General features: G+C 43.5%; 18 protein-coding genes. 13 read left to right on the top strand and 5 right to left on the bottom strand.

The window, feature by feature from the left end:
• Nucleotides 1–12: 12 nt before the first annotated feature.
• Nucleotides 13–1,167: a methionine aminotransferase gene (locus MWG72_RS09735; protein ID WP_148334848.1), complete on the bottom strand. Its 1,155-nt coding sequence runs from the start codon at nt 1,165–1,167 to the stop codon at nt 13–15.
• Nucleotides 1,168–1,413: 246 nt separating this feature from the next.
• Between MWG72_RS09735 and MWG72_RS09740 the strand changes: the two genes are divergently transcribed.
• Genes MWG72_RS09740 through MWG72_RS09750 form a run of 3 tightly spaced genes read left to right on the top strand, consistent with a single transcriptional unit; the run spans nt 1,414 to nt 6,024 of the window.
• Nucleotides 1,414–4,266, top strand: a complete 2,853-nt coding sequence (locus MWG72_RS09740; RefSeq protein ID WP_247143930.1) for a type VI secretion system Vgr family protein — start codon at nt 1,414–1,416, stop codon at nt 4,264–4,266.
• 2 nt (nt 4,267–4,268) lie between these two features.
• Nucleotides 4,269–5,567 (top strand): LysM peptidoglycan-binding domain-containing protein, encoded by a 1,299-nt coding sequence (locus tag MWG72_RS09745; RefSeq protein WP_247143931.1) that lies wholly within the window; start codon nt 4,269–4,271, stop codon nt 5,565–5,567.
• Complete coding sequence (locus MWG72_RS09750; RefSeq protein ID WP_247143932.1) at nt 5,554–6,024, top strand: hypothetical protein; 471 nt, start codon at nt 5,554–5,556, stop codon at nt 6,022–6,024. Before MWG72_RS09745 ends, MWG72_RS09750 begins: the two co-directional genes overlap by 14 nt.
• Before the next feature lie 128 nt (nt 6,025–6,152).
• On the opposite strand, the gene MWG72_RS09755 is transcribed toward MWG72_RS09750, so the two are convergent.
• Entirely contained in the window at nt 6,153–7,073 is a 921-nt protein-coding gene (locus tag MWG72_RS09755) for a Dyp-type peroxidase (RefSeq protein WP_148334833.1), read from the bottom strand.
• 160 nt (nt 7,074–7,233) lie between these two features.
• Here MWG72_RS09755 and MWG72_RS09760 point away from each other — a divergent pair, with 160 nt between their 5' ends.
• Nucleotides 7,234–7,854 carry a LysE family transporter gene (locus MWG72_RS09760; RefSeq protein ID WP_004280977.1) on the top strand — a complete coding sequence of 207 codons (621 nt, stop codon included), beginning with the start codon at nt 7,234–7,236 and terminating at the stop codon, nt 7,852–7,854.
• Nucleotides 7,855–7,928: 74 nt separating this feature from the next.
• On the opposite strand, the gene znuB is transcribed toward MWG72_RS09760, so the two are convergent.
• The 3 genes from znuB to MWG72_RS09775 are packed head-to-tail and all read right to left on the bottom strand — an operon-like array spanning nt 7,929 to nt 9,994.
• Nucleotides 7,929–8,729 (bottom strand): zinc ABC transporter permease subunit ZnuB, encoded by an 801-nt coding sequence (gene znuB / locus MWG72_RS09765; protein WP_004280978.1) that lies wholly within the window; start codon nt 8,727–8,729, stop codon nt 7,929–7,931.
• A gap of 3 nt (nt 8,730–8,732) precedes the next feature.
• On the bottom strand, nt 8,733–9,524 hold the full coding sequence (gene znuC, locus MWG72_RS09770; RefSeq protein WP_161785335.1) for a zinc ABC transporter ATP-binding protein ZnuC: 792 nt from the start codon (nt 9,522–9,524) through the stop codon (nt 8,733–8,735).
• Nucleotides 9,497–9,994, bottom strand: a complete 498-nt coding sequence (locus MWG72_RS09775; RefSeq protein ID WP_004280980.1) for a transcriptional repressor — start codon at nt 9,992–9,994, stop codon at nt 9,497–9,499. Before MWG72_RS09775 ends, znuC begins: the two co-directional genes overlap by 28 nt.
• Nucleotides 9,995–10,140: 146 nt before the next feature.
• Between MWG72_RS09775 and MWG72_RS09780 the strand changes: the two genes are divergently transcribed.
• The 9 genes from MWG72_RS09780 to atpD all read left to right on the top strand — a co-directional run bounded on the left by MWG72_RS09780 (nt 10,141) and on the right by atpD (nt 17,888).
• Entirely contained in the window at nt 10,141–10,977 is an 837-nt protein-coding gene (locus MWG72_RS09780) for a metal ABC transporter solute-binding protein, Zn/Mn family (RefSeq protein WP_247143933.1), read from the top strand.
• 174 nt (nt 10,978–11,151) lie between these two features.
• Complete coding sequence (locus tag MWG72_RS09785; RefSeq protein ID WP_004280982.1) at nt 11,152–11,544, top strand: ATP synthase subunit I; 393 nt, start codon at nt 11,152–11,154, stop codon at nt 11,542–11,544.
• 110 nt (nt 11,545–11,654) lie between these two features.
• Nucleotides 11,655–12,530 carry a F0F1 ATP synthase subunit A gene (gene atpB / locus MWG72_RS09790; protein WP_004644859.1) on the top strand — a complete coding sequence of 292 codons (876 nt, stop codon included), beginning with the start codon at nt 11,655–11,657 and terminating at the stop codon, nt 12,528–12,530.
• Between the two features lie 85 nt (nt 12,531–12,615).
• Nucleotides 12,616–12,861: a F0F1 ATP synthase subunit C gene (gene atpE, locus MWG72_RS09795; protein WP_000424060.1), complete on the top strand. Its 246-nt coding sequence runs from the start codon at nt 12,616–12,618 to the stop codon at nt 12,859–12,861.
• 39 nt (nt 12,862–12,900) lie between these two features.
• Nucleotides 12,901–13,371 carry a F0F1 ATP synthase subunit B gene (locus MWG72_RS09800; RefSeq protein ID WP_004280990.1) on the top strand — a complete coding sequence of 157 codons (471 nt, stop codon included), beginning with the start codon at nt 12,901–12,903 and terminating at the stop codon, nt 13,369–13,371.
• Nucleotides 13,372–13,383: 12 nt separating this feature from the next.
• Complete coding sequence (locus MWG72_RS09805; protein ID WP_004644860.1) at nt 13,384–13,920, top strand: F0F1 ATP synthase subunit delta; 537 nt, start codon at nt 13,384–13,386, stop codon at nt 13,918–13,920.
• A gap of 43 nt (nt 13,921–13,963) precedes the next feature.
• On the top strand, nt 13,964–15,508 hold the full coding sequence (gene atpA, locus MWG72_RS09810; RefSeq protein ID WP_004644861.1) for a F0F1 ATP synthase subunit alpha: 1,545 nt from the start codon (nt 13,964–13,966) through the stop codon (nt 15,506–15,508).
• Between the two features lie 89 nt (nt 15,509–15,597).
• Nucleotides 15,598–16,467 (top strand): F0F1 ATP synthase subunit gamma, encoded by an 870-nt coding sequence (gene atpG, locus MWG72_RS09815; RefSeq protein ID WP_004644862.1) that lies wholly within the window; start codon nt 15,598–15,600, stop codon nt 16,465–16,467.
• Nucleotides 16,468–16,493: 26 nt separating this feature from the next.
• Nucleotides 16,494–17,888: a F0F1 ATP synthase subunit beta gene (gene atpD, locus MWG72_RS09820; protein ID WP_004644863.1), complete on the top strand. Its 1,395-nt coding sequence runs from the start codon at nt 16,494–16,496 to the stop codon at nt 17,886–17,888.
• Nucleotides 17,889–17,904: the final 16 nt, after the last annotated feature.

Genomic DNA, 17,904 nt, shown 5'->3' on the forward strand with positions numbered 1-17,904 from the left:
TTAAAAAATGAGTTAAACCTTTGAAAGAATTTGACCTGCCTGGATCAAGGTTTGTTCTTTTTTTGCAAAGCAGAACCTGAGCAAGCGTAAATCTGTAGGAGGATGCTGGTAGAACGCAGAGACTGGAATCGCGACAATCCCATGTTGTTCTGCCAGAAAATGGCACATGGATAAATCATCGAGCTCAGGCCGAATCTCTGAATAATCTAAGTTCTGGAAATAAGTCCCTTGAGAAGGTGTCCATTTAAAGCGTGACGTTTCAATGGATGAGTTAAATAAATCCCGTTTGTTTTGATAGAAAGAGGACAGTTCAGGTATATGCTCAGGATGCAGTTGCATATATTCCGCCAAGGCAACCTGAACGGGCGTCACACCACAGAAACTGGCAAACTGATAAATCTGTCTGAACATTTTCATCAGTGCGGGTGCAGCAATACAAAATCCGGTTTTCCAGCCAGTGACATGGAAGGTTTTACCAAAAGAACCAATCACAAAACTCCGCTCACGAAGTTCTGGAAATGACCAGGCCGAATAGTGCTGAACGCCGTCAAAAACCAGATGTTCGTAGACTTCATCCGACAGCACCACAATATTGCGCTCGCGAATCAGCTCGATCAGTTGCTGCCAGTCTGCCTTGGACCAGACACTACCACTCGGATTATGTGGAGTATTTACCACAATCATGCGGGTACGGTCATTAATGGTATCTTTGACCTGATTCCAGTCCACAGAAAAATCAGGATGCTGCAAAGCAATATGCACTGGCTTTGCCCCGACCAGTTGTACCGCAGGGCCATAACTGTCATAGCTCGGGTCGAAAATAATTACTTCTTCACCGGCGCGCACTGTGGCCTGAATGGCACAAAAAATCGCAATCGTGGCCCCAGGCGTAATCGTGATTTCCTCGAAAGGATCAATAATCAGTTGATCACGCTGCTGATAGAGATCTGCCACTAGACCTCGCAAGACTGGCAGACCATCTCCCGGAGCGTACTGGTTAAATCCATTCTGGCTAGCCCGGTTTAAAGCTTCAATCAAGGCAGGAGGCGCTGCAAAGTCTGGAAATCCTTGAGAAAGATTCAAGGCTCCGAGTTTTTGTGCCAAGGCCGACATGGTACTAAAAATGGTCACGCCCAAATCGGGTAATTTAGAAGGGAGTTCCAGCATGTCCTTGGCCTTGAAGAATGAGATCTGAATGAGTGTAGCAGCAAGTTCCGTATAGGATAATCGGAAAAATAGGGAATATTGAGCAATATTTTTAATTAAGATGTACCACATGCAATTTAAGATTTTTAATTGAAGGGCCATAAATTAAAGGCCTAATTATGTGAAATGCATCGTGAACTGGACGAAATGGATAACTTTTCCTAAAATCTGCCGCACAATAATAAAGCTTAAAATTATAACTATAAAATGCCAAAACCTATCCATATGCTGGTGGAGCAGCTCGGGCTTAAGCGACAGCATCGTGCGCTACATTTACAGTTTTCACATCCTCCTTTAAATCATCAGGTTTTGATTCAGCGTATTGAGGGTCAGCATCAGATCAATCAAGGCCTGCAGGCTGAACTGATCTGTCTTTCCACTCATGCTCATATTGCCTTGAAACAGTTTATCGGCTGTCGGGTGGCCATTGATCAGGTCACAGACCGGGGTGAACTTTTCCGGACTACGGGCATTATTACTGCAGCCAGTCAAGGGCAGAATGATGGAGCTTTGACCCTGTATAAATTGACGCTAAATGATCCGACTGCACTCTGGCAGAAGCGCCGTAACAGTCGGGTTTTTATGAATAAGACGGTGCGCGAGATCAGTGAAATCCTGTTCAGTGAATGGCAAAACAGAAGTGTATTATTCGCGGCCAGTCTCAGCCTGGATTTGACAGGACTCAGCCGGGACTATGATGTCCGACCTTTTGTAATGCAGTCGAATGAATCGGATTATGATTTTCTGACCCGTTTATGGCGTAGCGAAGGAATTAACTGGCTGATTGATGAAAGGCAATTAACTGTGCCTGTATCAGCCAGCGAGATTCAAGATCAGCTTTTAAAACTGGTAGATCATTCCCAATATTTTTCAGCTTTAAAACGCCGCTCCATCCGGTTTCATCGCAGTCATGCCACCGAACAGCTCGACACGCTGAACAGTCTGATTGCGGTACGTCAGCTCAATCCGAATAGTACCCAGACCCAGCGTTGGCATGCCCAGCAACTTGCCCAGGATCAAAGCCAGCCTTTATTCAGTAATCATCAGCAAAGTGATATCCATGCAAATGCCACTCTTCAGCTTGAAGATGCGTGGAACATCAGTCCGGCTTGGACCGGCGACTTAAATCATGAGGATCAGGTGACAGCATCTGGTATAGCCCAACTGGATCGACTCAATCAGCAGCTCAGTGACTATCATGCTTTGCAGTCTAAATATTTTAAAGCCAGTAGCAGCGTACGAGATGCTCAGGTTGGATACTGGTTTGAACTGCAACAGCATCCTGAAATTGATCAGCATCCTGCCCATCAACGTGAATTTCTGATTTTAGCTAAGCGGTTTTATAACCAGAACAATTTACCCAAAGATATCTTATCTCAGCTGGACAGTTTGCTTGAGAAGAGCGGCTGGCAGATGACACAGGAGGAACGACAGGCCAATGAACTACAGATGGTGCGCCGTGAAATCCAGGTTGTTCCTGAGTACCACCCCTTCATTCATCGGCCTGCTGCATATCCGCAACGGGCTCGAGTGGTCGGACCTGAAGGTGAAACGATTCATGTCGATGCATGGGGGCGGGTGAAAGTTCGTTTTCTGTTTACCCGGAGTGAGGATCATCAGCATGATGGCGGCGCAGGTAGCAATGACAATGATAGCGATTCTGCTTGGGTGGATGTTTTGACCCCTTGGGCGGGTGAGGGTTATGGCATCAGGTTGCATCCGCGAATTGGCGAAATTGTAGTGATTGACTTCTTTGAAGGTGATATCGACCGGCCCTTTGTGGTGGGACGGATTCATGAAGCAGAACGGCATCCGACCATGTTTTTTGATGCAAAAGGAGAACTTCCTGCGACCAAAAAACTCAGTGGCATCCGTTCTCAGGAGGTCGATGGGGATGGCTTTAACCAGTTGCGTTTCGATGATACCCCTGAACAGATTAGTGCGCAGCTGCAAAGTAGTCATGCAGCCAGTCAGCTCAATCTGGGAAATCTAAGCCATCCTAAAGAAAGTGAAAGCAGCGAAGGTCGAGGAGAAGGTTTTGAACTAAGGACAGACCAGTGGGGTGCCATACGTGCAGGGAAAGGCTTGCTGATTTCCACTTATGGGCAAGAGTCAGCCGCAGGCAATCACCTGGATGCTGACTCAGCCAAAGAACAGCTTGAATCGAATCTCAATCATAGTAAAGCCTTGAGTGATATTGCAGAAAAACAGCAGGCTGATCCATTGGAATTTTTTGATAGTTTAAAACAGTTTTTGAATCAGATTGAAGCTGAAGATCAAGCCAAGGCTGCCGCATTTAGACAGGCGGTGATGCTGTTAACCGCACCCCAATCGATTGCACTGAGCACAAAGGAAAATATCCATTTATCCGCTGATCAGCAAATCAATCAGAGTGCCGGGGACAATATTCATTTTTCCACACAGAAGTCTTTAGTTGCTCATGCACAGGACAAGATCAGTTTATTTGCTGCTCAAGAGGGTGCAAGTCTCTATGCCGCTAATGGCAAAATTGAGATACAAGCTCAAGATGATGCAATTGAAGCGATCGCCCATAAGGTAATCAAGCTTATTTCGACTGAAGACAAGATCGAAATCACCAGTCCGAAGGAGATTATACTGAACGCTGGAGGGTCTCAAATTAAGATCAATGGTAGTGGAGTAGTGGTCACGACTGGTGGGAAATTTGAGTGTAAGGCAGGGCAGCACAATTTTGTTAGTGGAGTAAAAGTTAAAACTGAAATACCCACTTTACCTATTGCTCAAGATATTAAAATTTTTACAAATAAATGGGATTTTTATGATCTGTTCTATGAGGCTAACTTTGCAGATGTTAAATATAAATTGATCAATAATAAAAACAATACCTACGTGTCTGGAACGCTGGATCAGCATGGTCGAACCCAACGTATGAATACTTACAATAATGAAGATTACGATATTCTGATTGGCACAGCTGATGAATGGACTGTTTCAATAGACGACAGTGGTGAAGATGGTGATTTTGAACATGAGTGTAATTGTGGATTAACTGACAATCATGAACATGATGAAGGGATATAAGTATGGATTGTTTAGCAAATATTAAATTTTTGGATGCCCTTGACCAGCCCATTAATGATTTAGCTCATCAGCTATGGGCGGGCTCATCGCTAATATCTGATTATATTACTCTTCCTATTGGCGAATCTGTTTGGATTAAGCGTCCAATAGGTACAATCATTGATGTAAAAATTAAAAGTTTTATATCTGGTGAATATGAACCCAAAGTAAAAATACAACTTATTGGAGAAAAGACAACTTTTATTATACGTAGTCCTAAAGTGTTGCTTAAAGGGATGAGTTTGTCAGCTAAAGATATGGCGACAGGTAAATATATAAGGTCTACGTATACCGTTGCTGAAGGTGATTATTTATCTCGAATAGCAGAGGATAATCAGACAACCGTGGCTGAACTGATACATCTTAATAATTTAAAAAGCGATATAGATATACATCCACAGCAAATTCTCAAACTTCCAGTTAAGAAAGCAGAATCCTCAACAATTGCATCGAATGGAAAATCACAAGTAACAGAATCTAGCCAGCAAGAGAAAATAAATATTATTGTTGTTCAACAAAAAGATACTTTACCTTTGATTGCAAAATTAACAGGTAATTCTATAGATGAAATCAAGAAGTTAAATGGTTTAGCTAGTGACAAGCTCATTCAGAATCAAAAATTAAAAGTTTATGCTCGTAAAGCAGCATTTACTATTGCGAAAACGAAAAATGATGATAAAAAGCCTTCTACTCCACTAATAGTAAAACAGGATGCATCTAAGAATAAAGAAAATGCACCAACAACGAAGGTAGAATCTTCTGTTCCTACTCGCTCTAAAGTTTCACAGAGAAATGAAAAATCAATAGCAAAGTTGCATCCCCAAGTCCGAGATAAAATTAGAAAATTCATTAATGATGTATATACTAAACACCAAGTACAGCTTGTAATTGTTCAGGATTATCGTACATATGCACAGCAAGATGCTTTATATGCAAAAGGGAGAACAGCCTCTGGCAGTGTGGTAACGAATGCAAGAGGAGGGCAAAGCAATCATAATTTTGCCCTAGCAGTTGATGTGTTTCCTTTGTGGGAGGACGGTAAATTGCATATGGATGTAAAATCAGACCAGAAAAATATCAAGATCCTTAAAAAGATTGCTCCTATTGGAAAGGGGATTGGATTGGAATGGGGTGGAGATTGGAAATCAATTATCGATAATCCCCATTTTCAGCTTAAAACTGGGAAAACAATGGCTCAGCTTAGAGAGTTAACTGAGAGTGCGGGTGGTGACCCTCTAAAGGTAAAATATGATATTCAATAAATTTTATATAATCCTCTTAATATTTTTAACTGCTTGCAATAGCTCAGCGAATCAGAGCATTAGGAAAAATATTGAAGAAAAAGTATTTGAACTAGATCTCACGAATGAAGGAATAAGCGCAGAAGGTGGTGGAATTGAATTGTATAAAGATAGAAATTTTTGCTCACTTCTACTCAATATTTATGGGGAAAATGGTCAAGAAAAATATAACTTTAAGTTTAAAAAAAATAATTTAATAGAAACATCTTACTTGAAATATAGATATAAAAATGGATTTTTGGTTACTGATGATGAGTTAAAAGATCTCATTGCAGATGATAGTACTAATTCCGATAATGATATAGAGTTAGTTAGCAATAAATCATTTATTGGAAGTACAAATAAAAATATTGCTAAAAAATTTGATATGTATAAGAAAAGAATACCAAAATCAGTTTTAACGAAGAACTGTAATTAATCTGAATCACAGATAAAAATTTGGCTTACTTAAAAGATAGCTGAAAACAATTTAACTAAAACTAATAAATAAAAGGCTTTAAAAAAATCTAAAGCCTTTTATTTTTAATTTAAATTGAATATTAAAAGTTACCCTTTCAAAACCTCTTCCAGCAACTCCTCACTCGGCGCAAAGTAATATGCGCCATCCAATGGGGTTACGAAATGCAGCAGACGGTCATGAATACTATCGCCAGAGGTACCGAACATACGTTCTAACATAGCATCAATAATCGTAAGGTCTTTGGTATAAGCTATAAAGAATAGCCCCTGGTCACCACGTCCGTCACCATAAGGTAGAGAATGACGCAGGATCTCCATTTCTTCACCTTCTTCATCTTCCACTACAGTACGTGCCACATGCGCATTTTCAGGTTTGACTTCATCATCCAGCTCAATCGATTCAAGTTTGGTGCGACCCATAACCTGTTCTTGAGTATCAACTTTTAACTTTTTCCATTTTTCCAGGTTATGCGCATAACGCTGGGCAAAAATAAATGAACCATCTTGGAAAATACCTGAATCTTCACCTAATAACGCGACTTCTGCACGATCATCCGGGAATTGCGGATTTTCAGTTCCATCAATAAAGCCAGTTATGTCACGACCATCAAAATAGCGGAAGCAAACCCGTTCATCCAGTACTTGAACCTGATCCTGAATGCCTTCAAAAAAAGCCTGACTGAGCGCAAAACAGATATCAGCACGGGCACTGGCAATATGAATGATCATATCTGCTGGAACCACAGGCATTTCAAATGAACCTTGAATCGGCTCGAGTTGTTTAAAGCCTGCAGGAGCTTGATCATAAAGTTTTGCCCACAGTTCAGGACCAAAAGCTACGCCTGTTTTAATTTGTGCTCGAGGGTGTTGCGTGATCAGCCGATCACGAGAAGTAAACAAATGTTCGAGTTGTTCTTTTAATTTCTCAATACTCAAATCTTTAAGACGTAACACAATAAAGCGAGCATGATCTGAAGGAAGTGGCAAGATTACCGATTGGGCTGTCATTCATGGCTCCTGTAAGGATAGATCCTGTTTTTAATGTGCATATTGTGCCTGAAGCCAGACAGAGTGAATAGTCTGATACTTTATATTTAAGCAGGTTTTTAGCCTGATTTTATTAGAAAATTCATATAATATTGGGTGGGTTTTTCTGAGTGAAATGTTCATGTCCTATCAAATGTGGTTTGCCTATATGCTGGCCTGCTGGGTGATTAGTGTGTCTCCGGGCGCAGGAGCGATTGCTTCCATGTCGAGTGGACTGAATTATGGTTTTCGGCATGGTTACTGGAATGCGCTGGGCCTGCAACTGGCATTATTGGTACAGATTGCAGTGGTTGCGGCAGGCGTGGGAGTTTTGTTTGCGACAACCCCATGGGCATTTTTAGTGGTGAAATGGTTTGGTGTCGGCTATTTATTGTATTTGGCTATTTTGCAATGGAAAGCACCTGTACAATCTATCGAAATTAAACATGAATTGGCGCGAAAATCGAGAGGGAAACTGGTACTGCATGGTTTCTTGGTTAATATCACTAATCCTAAAGCCATCGTATTTTTACTGGCCGTCTTGCCGCAATTTCTGGATTTGTCTAAGCCACAATGGATTCAGTATTTGATTATGGCTGCGACAATGGTGACGATTGATCTGATTGTGATGGCGGGTTATACCGGATTGGCTGCTAAAGTTTTAAGGCTGCTTAGATCGCCGAAACAACAAAAAGTCATGAACCGGACTTTTGCCGGGTTATTTGCCGGCGCTGCATTTTTATTGAGTTTGGTGCATCAATAAAGAGTCTTTGCTCTCTCCTTAAAGGAGAGAGGCGGAATAGATCATTAGAAAATCATAATGATTTAACAGAAAGATTAATTCAGCTTTTTAAACTTCTGCACACAGAAGATCAGTGCAAATAGCACCGCCATGGTCAGTACAATGGTTAAACCAGTCGAAGTATTGAGACCGGCACTCGACCATAGGCCCACGGTCACCCCAATTTGCGCAATCACGAATGCCCAGATCACCATTTGTTTGGGTGAGTGTGCAAGGAGTCGTGCGGTCAGGGCAGGGATCACCAGTAATGCCCCCATCAAGAGTGAACCGACTGCTTTCAGGGCAAGCACGGTAAACAATGCCAATAACAACATAAAGATCAGGCGTTGCCATTTGGCATTTACACCTTCACTGACCGCCATGTCCGGATCAATCGCGATTTGAATCTGCGCTTGCCAGCTTTTATAGAGGACGGCTAAGGCCAGAATAATCACAATGGCAAAGGTGGGTAAGTCCGTCCAAGAAATCGTTAGTAGATCACCAAATAGATAGCTGAGAAGTTCCGGTCTTAAACTCGGTAAATGCTGAATGAACAATAATCCCGAGCAAAGCAGTGTTGCTGAACATAAGGCCAGCAAAGCATCATTGGGTAGGCGCGGATCATGCAGCACCCACAAAATACCTACCAATAATAAGGCAATAAAAGTGACTCCCATCCAGAGCGGTAAACTTAAAGCTCCAGCAATGGCAACACCGAGTAAAGTACCGTGTGCCATGGTATCGGCAAAGAATGACATACGCCGCCAGAGCATGAGACAGCCCAGCGGAGCAGTCAGAAATACCAACAGCGTTCCCATGATCCATGCAGGTAAAAGGAGTTGTAACCAATCCATCATGGTTTAAGCTTCCGGCTCGGGGTGAATATGAGGGCGTGAATCATGCTGACAGGGAGTGGCAGAATCGCCATGCGCGCAATGATCATGATGATGGTGATAGAACACTCGATTGGTGCCAAAAATTGCCTGATATTCGGGATGTTGCTGCACGCTTTCCGGCAGCCCACTACAGCAGATATGCTTGTTCAAGCACACGACTCGAGTTGTACCTTGCATCACCCATTGTAGGTCATGTGAAACCATCAGTACGGCACAGCCATATTTTTCCGGCAAGTTGCGTACATATTCATACAGCTCAGCTTCGGACTGAATGTCCAGACCTTGCATCGGCTCATCGAGGACTAAAATATCCGGCTGGCGTAATAAGGCGCGGGCCAATAGCACCCGCTGACGTTCGCCGCCAGACAACTGCTGAACTTTAGAATCTTGCAGTTTACTAATGCCGGTATCGCGAATAATTTCGGTTTTAATCTGGGACGGGCATTTTTCTAGTGCCAATAAATCTTTCACTCGTAGCGGCAAGCTATGGGATGGATTGAATTTTTGTGGCACATAAGAAAATTTCAGCTTGCGCGCAGTTTTGATCTCACCTGATTGCGGTTTCAAAATGCCCAGCATGACTTTAATTAAGGTCGATTTACCAGCGCCATTGGGACCGATCAGTGTGACAATTTCTTTCTCTTGTAACGAGAAATCAATGGCTTTTAAGATATCGCGCTCATCGATCTTAACCCAGATCTTGGAGAGCTGAATCAGGGGAGAGGCACTTAAGCTTTGTTGCGGCACTGCTGACAAATTCCTGAAATTTCGATAATGCTGTGATGTGCCGTGAAGTCGTCCGAGCTGGCCAGTGCATCAAGCTGATCGAGCAGGCCCTGAGCCGACGCTTCTTTCACGGCTTTACATTCGGTACAGATTAAAAAAGCGGCCTGATGCCCTTCGCGCGGATGGCAACAGGGGATATAGGCATTGATCGAGGTCAGGCGATGAATCAGCCCTTTGCTTAATAAAAAATCCAGAGTGCGATACACCGTTGGTGGTGCTGCAGGACGATCACTGGCATTTTTCATTTGTGCCAGCAGATCATAGGCGCCCATCGGGCCATGCGCATTCAGAATGAGTTCCAGCACTTCTTTACGTAAAGGTGTAAGGCGTGCGCCGCTTGCTGCACAAAGACTTTCCGCTTCAGCAAGACGTTGTGCGACATTTGGATGGTCGTGCACGCCGTGCAATGCGTTGTGGTGTTCGTGCGAACAGGAACCCATAGTTCACCTCAAGTGCGAAACTGAAAATTAATAGATTTCAAATCTTAACATGAAGCGTTCTGAGTTTCGATTGGGCATAGGTATTTTTGTATTTTTGTTATATTATAACACTTCCTGATTTTATCGTTTTTAAGTGATTTCTACTCATGTTCCGTCTCCTTGCAATCAGTCTGCTGGCATTGTTCAGTACACTCAGTTGGTCACAAAGTCTGGTGGTGTCTACGCAGCCGATCTATCTGATTGCCAAGAAAATTACCCAAGGTGTGGAACAGCCGACTTTATTGCTGGCCAACCAAAGTGGACATGATGTGAGTCTGACTCCGGCGCATCGAAAAACTATTCAGAATGCAGGTCTGGTGATCTGGCTGGGTCAGGCGCATGAAGCACCCTTGGCGAAAGTGCTGAATGAAAGTAATAAAGGTATCGCACTTTTAGACTCCGGAATTTTGACTACCTTGCCGATGCGTAATCCGCGTGGCGAGGCCTTAAAAAATACGGTAGACACGCATGTCTGGCTCGATCCGAATAATGCGGTACGGATAGGTTTCTTTATTGCGGCGCTACGTTCGCAGCAACTGCCGGAGCATCGTGAACGCTACTGGAAAAATGCCCGTGACTTTGCACAAAACATGTTTGCTACGGCCCAGCTTTATAGTTCAAGCAACAAAGCCAAACCCTATTGGTCTTATCACGATGCCTATCAGTATCTGGAACGCCCACTCAATTTAAAATTCATGGGTGCGCTGACCGATGATCCGCATGTTTCGCCAACCGTGGCGCAAATCAAGTTTTTACAGGATCATCGTCCACAACGCAAAATGTGCCTGCTGGCCGAAGGTCATGCCAGTGAAAACCAGTACCGCAAACTCAATCCGGTACTGTTCCAGCATGTCGATGAAAGCATGAGCGGGGCAGGGGACTTTGTGCAGGCTTGGCAGCAATTGGCCACAGAAACCCAGAAATGTGTACTAAATGCACGCTAATGATTTAAAAAATAGACAGATTTTGATTAGTTTAACAGCAGTGACCCGATTTAAAAAAACACGACTAAGGTCGGGAAAAGATTGCATGTTCAGGGGTGTAACTCTATAATGCCTGCGATTAAAAATAATCACCTGTTAAACTTGTCAAGCATGATTGCTGTGAGTGAATAAATAATGAGCCGAACTAGTCGCTTGATTGACCGACGATTAGCGAAAGCTTTGGTCCTCCTGCAAGCCTGTATGATCCCTGTTTCAGCCTTGATCGGCTGGGTCGTGAAAGACTCAACCGCAGCCTTGAGTGCAGCATTAGGTGCACTGGTATGTTGGCTCGCGACTTGTTATTTTTCGTGGCAATCGTTTCGAGCAGCAGGAGCCCGCGCGTCTAAACAAGTTCTTTCGAACATGTATAAAGGCTTGATGGGAAAGTTTGCCATTGTGATTGTTGGTTTCATTTTAATTTTAAGCAATGTTAAACCGTTGTCAGCGGTGGCGTTGTTTTGTGGTTTTATACTTGTTCAAGCCATGTCGTGGGTCGCTCCGTTTTGGGCGTCACGTCTACAAAAATGAGTATAAGCACAACAAGAAATTGAAAAGTTTTTCAGGAGCAGGCGAGATATCAAGCAGCACGCGATATTCGTTTGTTCTATTAGTTTTTTGACATTGACCAGGTGTGATTTATGGCTGCTGAAGAACATGCCCTTACTTCGACCGAGTATATCAAGCATCACTTGACCAACATGACCTATGGCAAAATGCCGGACGGTACGTGGAAATTGGCCGAGAGCGGTGCTGAAGCTCAACAGATGGGGTTCACTGCTATTCACTTGGATTCAATGGGTTGGTCTATCGGACTGGGTCTGATTTTCTGTTTGTTGTTCTGGTTGGTTGCGAAAGCGGCTAATGCTGGTGTTCCTACCAAGTTCCAGTCTGCAATTGAAATGATTATCGAGTTTGTAGATTCAAGTGTACGTGATACCTTCCACGGGAAGTCTCGATTAATTGCACCCTTAGCATTAACCATTTTCGTGTGGATTTTCCTCATGAACTTGATGGATTTGATCCCTGTTGACTTTATTCCTTATGTAGCTCAACACGCGATTGCTTCTATGCTGGGTGTAGACCCTCATCAGGTTTACTTTAAAATTGTTCCGACTACAGATCCAAACATTACCCTCGGTATGTCTATTTCTGTATTCTTCTTAATTATTTTCTATAGTATTCGTGAGAAAGGTGTTGGCGGCTTCGTTGGTGAGTTAGCACTGAACCCATTTAACCCAAGTAATCCAGTTGCTAAAGTGCTTTTAATTCCATTCAACTTATTGTTGGAATTGACTACTTTCTTGGCGCGACCAGTTTCATTGGCTCTACGACTGTTCGGTAACATGTATGCGGGTGAGTTAATCTTCATTCTTATCGCGTTATTACCGTTCTGGATACAGTGGGCGTTGTCTGTGCCTTGGGCGATTTTCCACATTTTGATTATTACGCTACAAGCATTCATTTTCATGATGTTGACTATCGTGTACATGAGTATGGCAAGCGAAAAGCATTAATGGTATTGCCTAACTGTCAACGGATGGTTGGGCACACAATTTTTTAACTTAATTTGGTATAAAACCTAACCTCTGAGGAATTATCATGGAACTCACTTTAGGTCTAGTTGCAATTGCATCTGCTATCTTGATCGCTTTCGGTGCTTTAGGTACTGCGATTGGTTTTGGTCTTCTAGGCGGCCGTTTCCTTGAAGCTGTAGCTCGTCAACCAGAATTGGCTCCACAACTTCAAACTCGTATGTTCTTAATCGCGGGTCTTCTTGATGCTGTGCCTATGATCGGTGTTGGTATTGGCTTGTTCTTCATCTTCGCTAATCCATTTGTAGGTTAATCAGCTTAATTCCGAAATTCACTATTTGAGGAATTTGCAATGAATATCAACCTCACATTGTTTGGCCAAGCGATTGCGTTTGCGATTTTTGTCGCATTCTGCATGAAGTTTGTATGGCCACCACTAATCAATGCGATTAGTGAACGTCAGCGTAAAATCGCTGATGGCTTAAATGCTGCTGAAAAAGCGAAGGCTGACCTTGCAGATGCGCAAGCACAAGTGAAAGCTGAGTTAGACGCGGCAAAAGCACAAGCGGCTCAATTGATCGAACAAGCGAACCGTCGTGGTGCACAATTGATCGAAGAAGCGCGTACCCAAGCTGCGGCTGAAGGTGAGCGTATTCGTCAACAGGCTAAAGAAGCTGTTGATACTGAAATCAATGCTGCTCGCGAAGAATTGCGTCAACAAGTGGCTGCTCTTGCAGTAACTGGTGCTGAGAAAATTCTTAGCCAGCAAGTTGATGCAGAAGCTCACAATGCCATGCTGACTCAGCTGGCTGCTAAACTTTAAGAGAGGCGGATTATGGCTGAACTCTTGACGTTGGCACGCCCATACGCTAAAGCAGCATTTGCTTACGCTTCTGAGCAAAGTGCAACTGACTCTTGGTCAACAGCACTTGAATTGCTCAGTGCTGCGGTGCAAGACGAAGCATTTTCAGCTTATCTAAATCGCCCTGAGCTTACACCTGCTGAGCAGGTGGCTCTTTTTGCGAAAGTTTTAGGTGAAGACCAAACTGCAGCAGTGTCTAACTTCCTGACATTGCTTGCAGAGAATAACCGTTTGGTTCTTCTTCCTGAGATTGCAGCAGAATATGAGCAGCTTAAATCACAGAATAACAATACTGTGGATGTAGTGATTGAATCTGCATTCCCATTAACTTCTGTACAGGAACAACTTCTTACTCACGCATTAGAGAAAAAATTCGAAGCGGCGGTAAATGTTTCTGTAGAAGTTAACCCAGCGCTGATTGCTGGTGTAGTTATTCGTGCAGGCGACCAAGTGATAGATGATTCTGCGCTTAACAAGCTTGAAAAAATGCGTACTCGTCTTCTTGCTTAATAAATAAGAAGACTGAACTTTAAAAAGATTGAGGTATAGCGCAATGCAACAACTGAATCCATCCGAGATCAGTGCGCTCATTAAACAGCGTATCGGCGATCTGGACACCAGCGCAACCGCTAAGAACGAAGGAACCATTGTTATGGTTTCCGACGGTATTGTGCGTATTCACGGCCTAGCTGACGCTATGTACGGTGAAATGATCGAATTCGACGGCGGCCTTTACGGTATGGCACTGAACCTAGAACAGGATTCAGTGGGCGTCGTTGTTTTAGGTAACTACTTAAGCCTTCAAGAAGGTCAAAAAGCGCGTTGCACAGGTCGTGTATTAGAAGTTCCGGTTGGTCCAGAACTTTTAGGCCGTGTAGTAGATGCTTTGGGTAACCCGATTGATGGTAAAGGCCCTATTGATGCAAAATTAACTGATGCTGTTGAAAAAGTAGCACCAGGCGTAATTTGGCGTCAATCAGTGGATCAACCTGTACAAACTGGTTATAAATCAGTAGATACAATGATCCCTGTAGGCCGTGGTCAACGTGAGTTGATCATTGGTGACCGTCAAACTGGTAAAACAGCAATGGCGATCGACGCGATCATCGCTCAGAAAAACTCTGGCATTAAATGTGTATACGTAGCAATTGGTCAAAAACAATCGACTATCGCTAACGTGGTACGCAAGCTAGAAGAAACTGGCGCTATGGCGTATACAACTGTTGTAGCTGCAGCTGCAGCTGATCCAGCAGCAATGCTGTATCTAGCTCCGTATTCTGGCTGTACAATGGGCGAATACTTCCGTGACCGCGGTGAAGATGCGTTAATCATTTATGATGACTTGTCTAAGCAAGCTGTTGCTTACCGTCAAATTTCATTGCTTTTACGCCGTCCACCAGGTCGTGAAGCGTATCCAGGTGACGTGTTCTATCTACACTCGCGTCTACTTGAACGTGCTTCTCGTGTATCTGCTGACTACGTTGAGAAATTCACTAACGGTGAAGTTAAAGGCCAAACTGGTTCATTAACTGCATTGCCGATTATTGAAACTCAAGCGGGTGACGTATCTGCATTCGTACCAACCAACGTAATTTCGATTACTGATGGTCAGATCTTCCTTGAAACATCATTATTCAACGCAGGTATTCGTCCTGCTGTGAACGCGGGTATCTCTGTATCTCGTGTTGGTGGTTCAGCGCAAACTAAGATCATCAAGAAATTGTCTGGTGGTATCCGTACTGCTTTGGCGCAATACCGTGAATTGGCAGCATTTGCTCAGTTCGCTTCTGATCTTGACGAAGCAACTCGTAAGCAACTTGAACATGGTCAACGTGTAACTGAGTTAATGAAGCAAAAACAATATGCTCCTTACTCAATTGCTGACCAAGCTGTTTCAATTTATGCATCTAACGAAGGCTACATGGCTGACGTAGACGTTAAGAAAATCGTAGACTTTGATGCTGCGTTGATTTCTTACTTCCGTTCAGAACATGCTGCGTTAATGCAACAAATCGATGCCTCTGGTGATTACAACAAAGACATCGAAGCTGCAATCAAAGCAGGTATTGAAAGCTTTAAAGCGACTCAAACTTACTAATTTCAACCTTTGTTGAATTTAGTGTCGGTTTGGTTCACGGAATCAACCTTCGGAAGCTCGCAAGGGCTTTCGAATACTAGGTTAAGCGTATGGCAAATTTAAAAGAAATTCGCGCCAAAGTAGCTAGTATCAAAAGCACGCAGAAGATTACTCGAGCGATGCAAATGGTAGCAGCTTCTAAGATGCGTCGTGCGCAAGAGCGCATGGCTCAAGGCCGTCCGTATGCCGAAAATATGCACCGTGTAATTGCTCATTTGGTCCAAGCGAATCCTGAATACAAACACCGTTATATGGTTGAACGCCCGGTTAAGCGCGTTGGCTATATTATTGTGTCTTCAGATCGTGGCCTTGCTGGTGGTTTGAACATTAACCTGTTCAAGAAAGTGGTTAAACACGTTCAACAGCAACAAGAGCAGTCAATTGAAGTTCAATTTGCTTTAATTGGTCAAAAAGCGGTTTCGTTTTTTAAAAACTACGGCGGTAAAGTGCTTGGTGCGACGACGCAAGTCGGCGATGCCCCAAGTCTTGAGCAGTTATCTGGTTCTGTACAGGTGATGTTGGATGCTTATGATAAAGGCGAGTTAGATCGTATTTATCTAGTGTCAAACGGCTTTGTCAATGCCATGACTCAAAATCAAAAAATCGAACAACTTGTTCCTTTGGCTGCTGCTGAAGAAGACAAGAATCTGAACCGTCAATACGGTTGGGATTACATCTACGAGCCTGAAGCTGAAGAGCTTTTAAATGGCTTGTTGGTTCGCTATATCGAGTCTGTGGTGTATCAAGGTGTGATTGAAAACATCGCATGTGAGCAGTCTGCACGTATGGTCGCTATGAAAGCAGCGACAGACAACGCAGGCGAGATCATTAAGAGCCTGCAACTTATTTATAACAAGCTGCGTCAAGCCGCGATTACTCAGGAAATTTCTGAGATCGTTGGTGGTGCCGCTGCCGTTTAACATTATTTTGAATTGAGGAGACAGCAATGAATAGCGGTCGTATCATTCAGATCATCGGCGCGGTTATCGACGTCGAGTTTGAACGCAACAGCGTTCCTAAGATCTATGACGCTCTCCAAGTAGATGGTACTGAAACTACTTTAGAAGTTCAGCAACAGCTTGGTGATGGCGTAGTTCGTACTATTGCAATGGGTTCTACTGAAGGCCTTAAGCGTGGTTTGAACGTAACTAACACTAACGCGCCGATTTCTGTACCAGTAGGTACAGCGACTCTAGGCCGTATCATGGACGTTCTTGGTCGCCCGATCGACGAAGCTGGTCCTGTTGCGACTGAAGCGCGTTTACCAATTCACCGTCAAGCGCCTTCTTATGCAGAACAAGCGGCTTCTACTGACCTTTTAGAAACTGGTATTAAAGTCATTGACTTACTTTGCCCGTTTGCGAAAGGTGGTAAAGTTGGTCTGTTCGGTGGTGCCGGTGTTGGTAAAACTGTAAACATGATGGAGTTGATCAACAACATCGCGAAAGCTCACTCAGGTTTATCTGTGTTTGCTGGTGTTGGTGAGCGTACTCGTGAAGGTAACGACTTCTATCACGAAATGAAAGATTCTAACGTTCTAGACAAAGTAGCAATGGTCTACGGTCAGATGAACGAGCCACCAGGTAACCGTTTACGCGTAGCGTTGACTGGTTTGACCATGGCTGAATATTTCCGTGATGAGAAAGACGAAAACGGTAAAGGCCGTGACGTACTATTGTTCGTAGATAACATCTATCGTTATACACTAGCGGGTACTGAAGTATCAGCACTTCTAGGTCGTATGCCATCTGCAGTAGGTTACCAGCCTACACTTGCAGAAGAGATGGGTGTTCTTCAAGAACGTATTACATCGACTAAGTCTGGTTCTATTACGTCAATCCAAGCGGTATACGTACCTGCCGATGACTTGACAGATCCATCGCCTGCTACAACGTTTGCTCACTTGGACGCAACTGTTGTATTGAGCCGTGACATCGCATCTTCTGGTATTTACCCAGCGATCGATCCACTAGACTCAACTTCACGCCAGTTAGATCCGTTAGTTGTTGGTCAAGAGCATTATGAAATTGCACGTTCTGTACAGAACGTATTGCAACGTTATAAAGAGCTTAAAGACATCATCGCGATTCTTGGTATGGACGAGCTTGCTGAAGAAGATAAACTGGTTGTTTACCGTGCGCGTAAAATCCAGCGTTTCTTCTCTCAACCGTTCCACGTAGCTGAAGTATTTACTGGTGCTCCTGGTAAATTAGTATCTCTTAAAGAAACGATTCGTGGCTTTAAAGGTCTTCTAGCTGGTGAATACGATCACATCCCAGAACAAGCGTTCTACATGGTTGGTGGTATTGACGAAGTTATTGCTAAAGCCGAGAAACTTTAATTAGCTACTCTAATTT

The organism is Acinetobacter lwoffii (genome assembly GCF_022967985.1).
In the GTDB taxonomy this organism is placed as follows: domain Bacteria; phylum Pseudomonadota; class Gammaproteobacteria; order Pseudomonadales; family Moraxellaceae; genus Acinetobacter.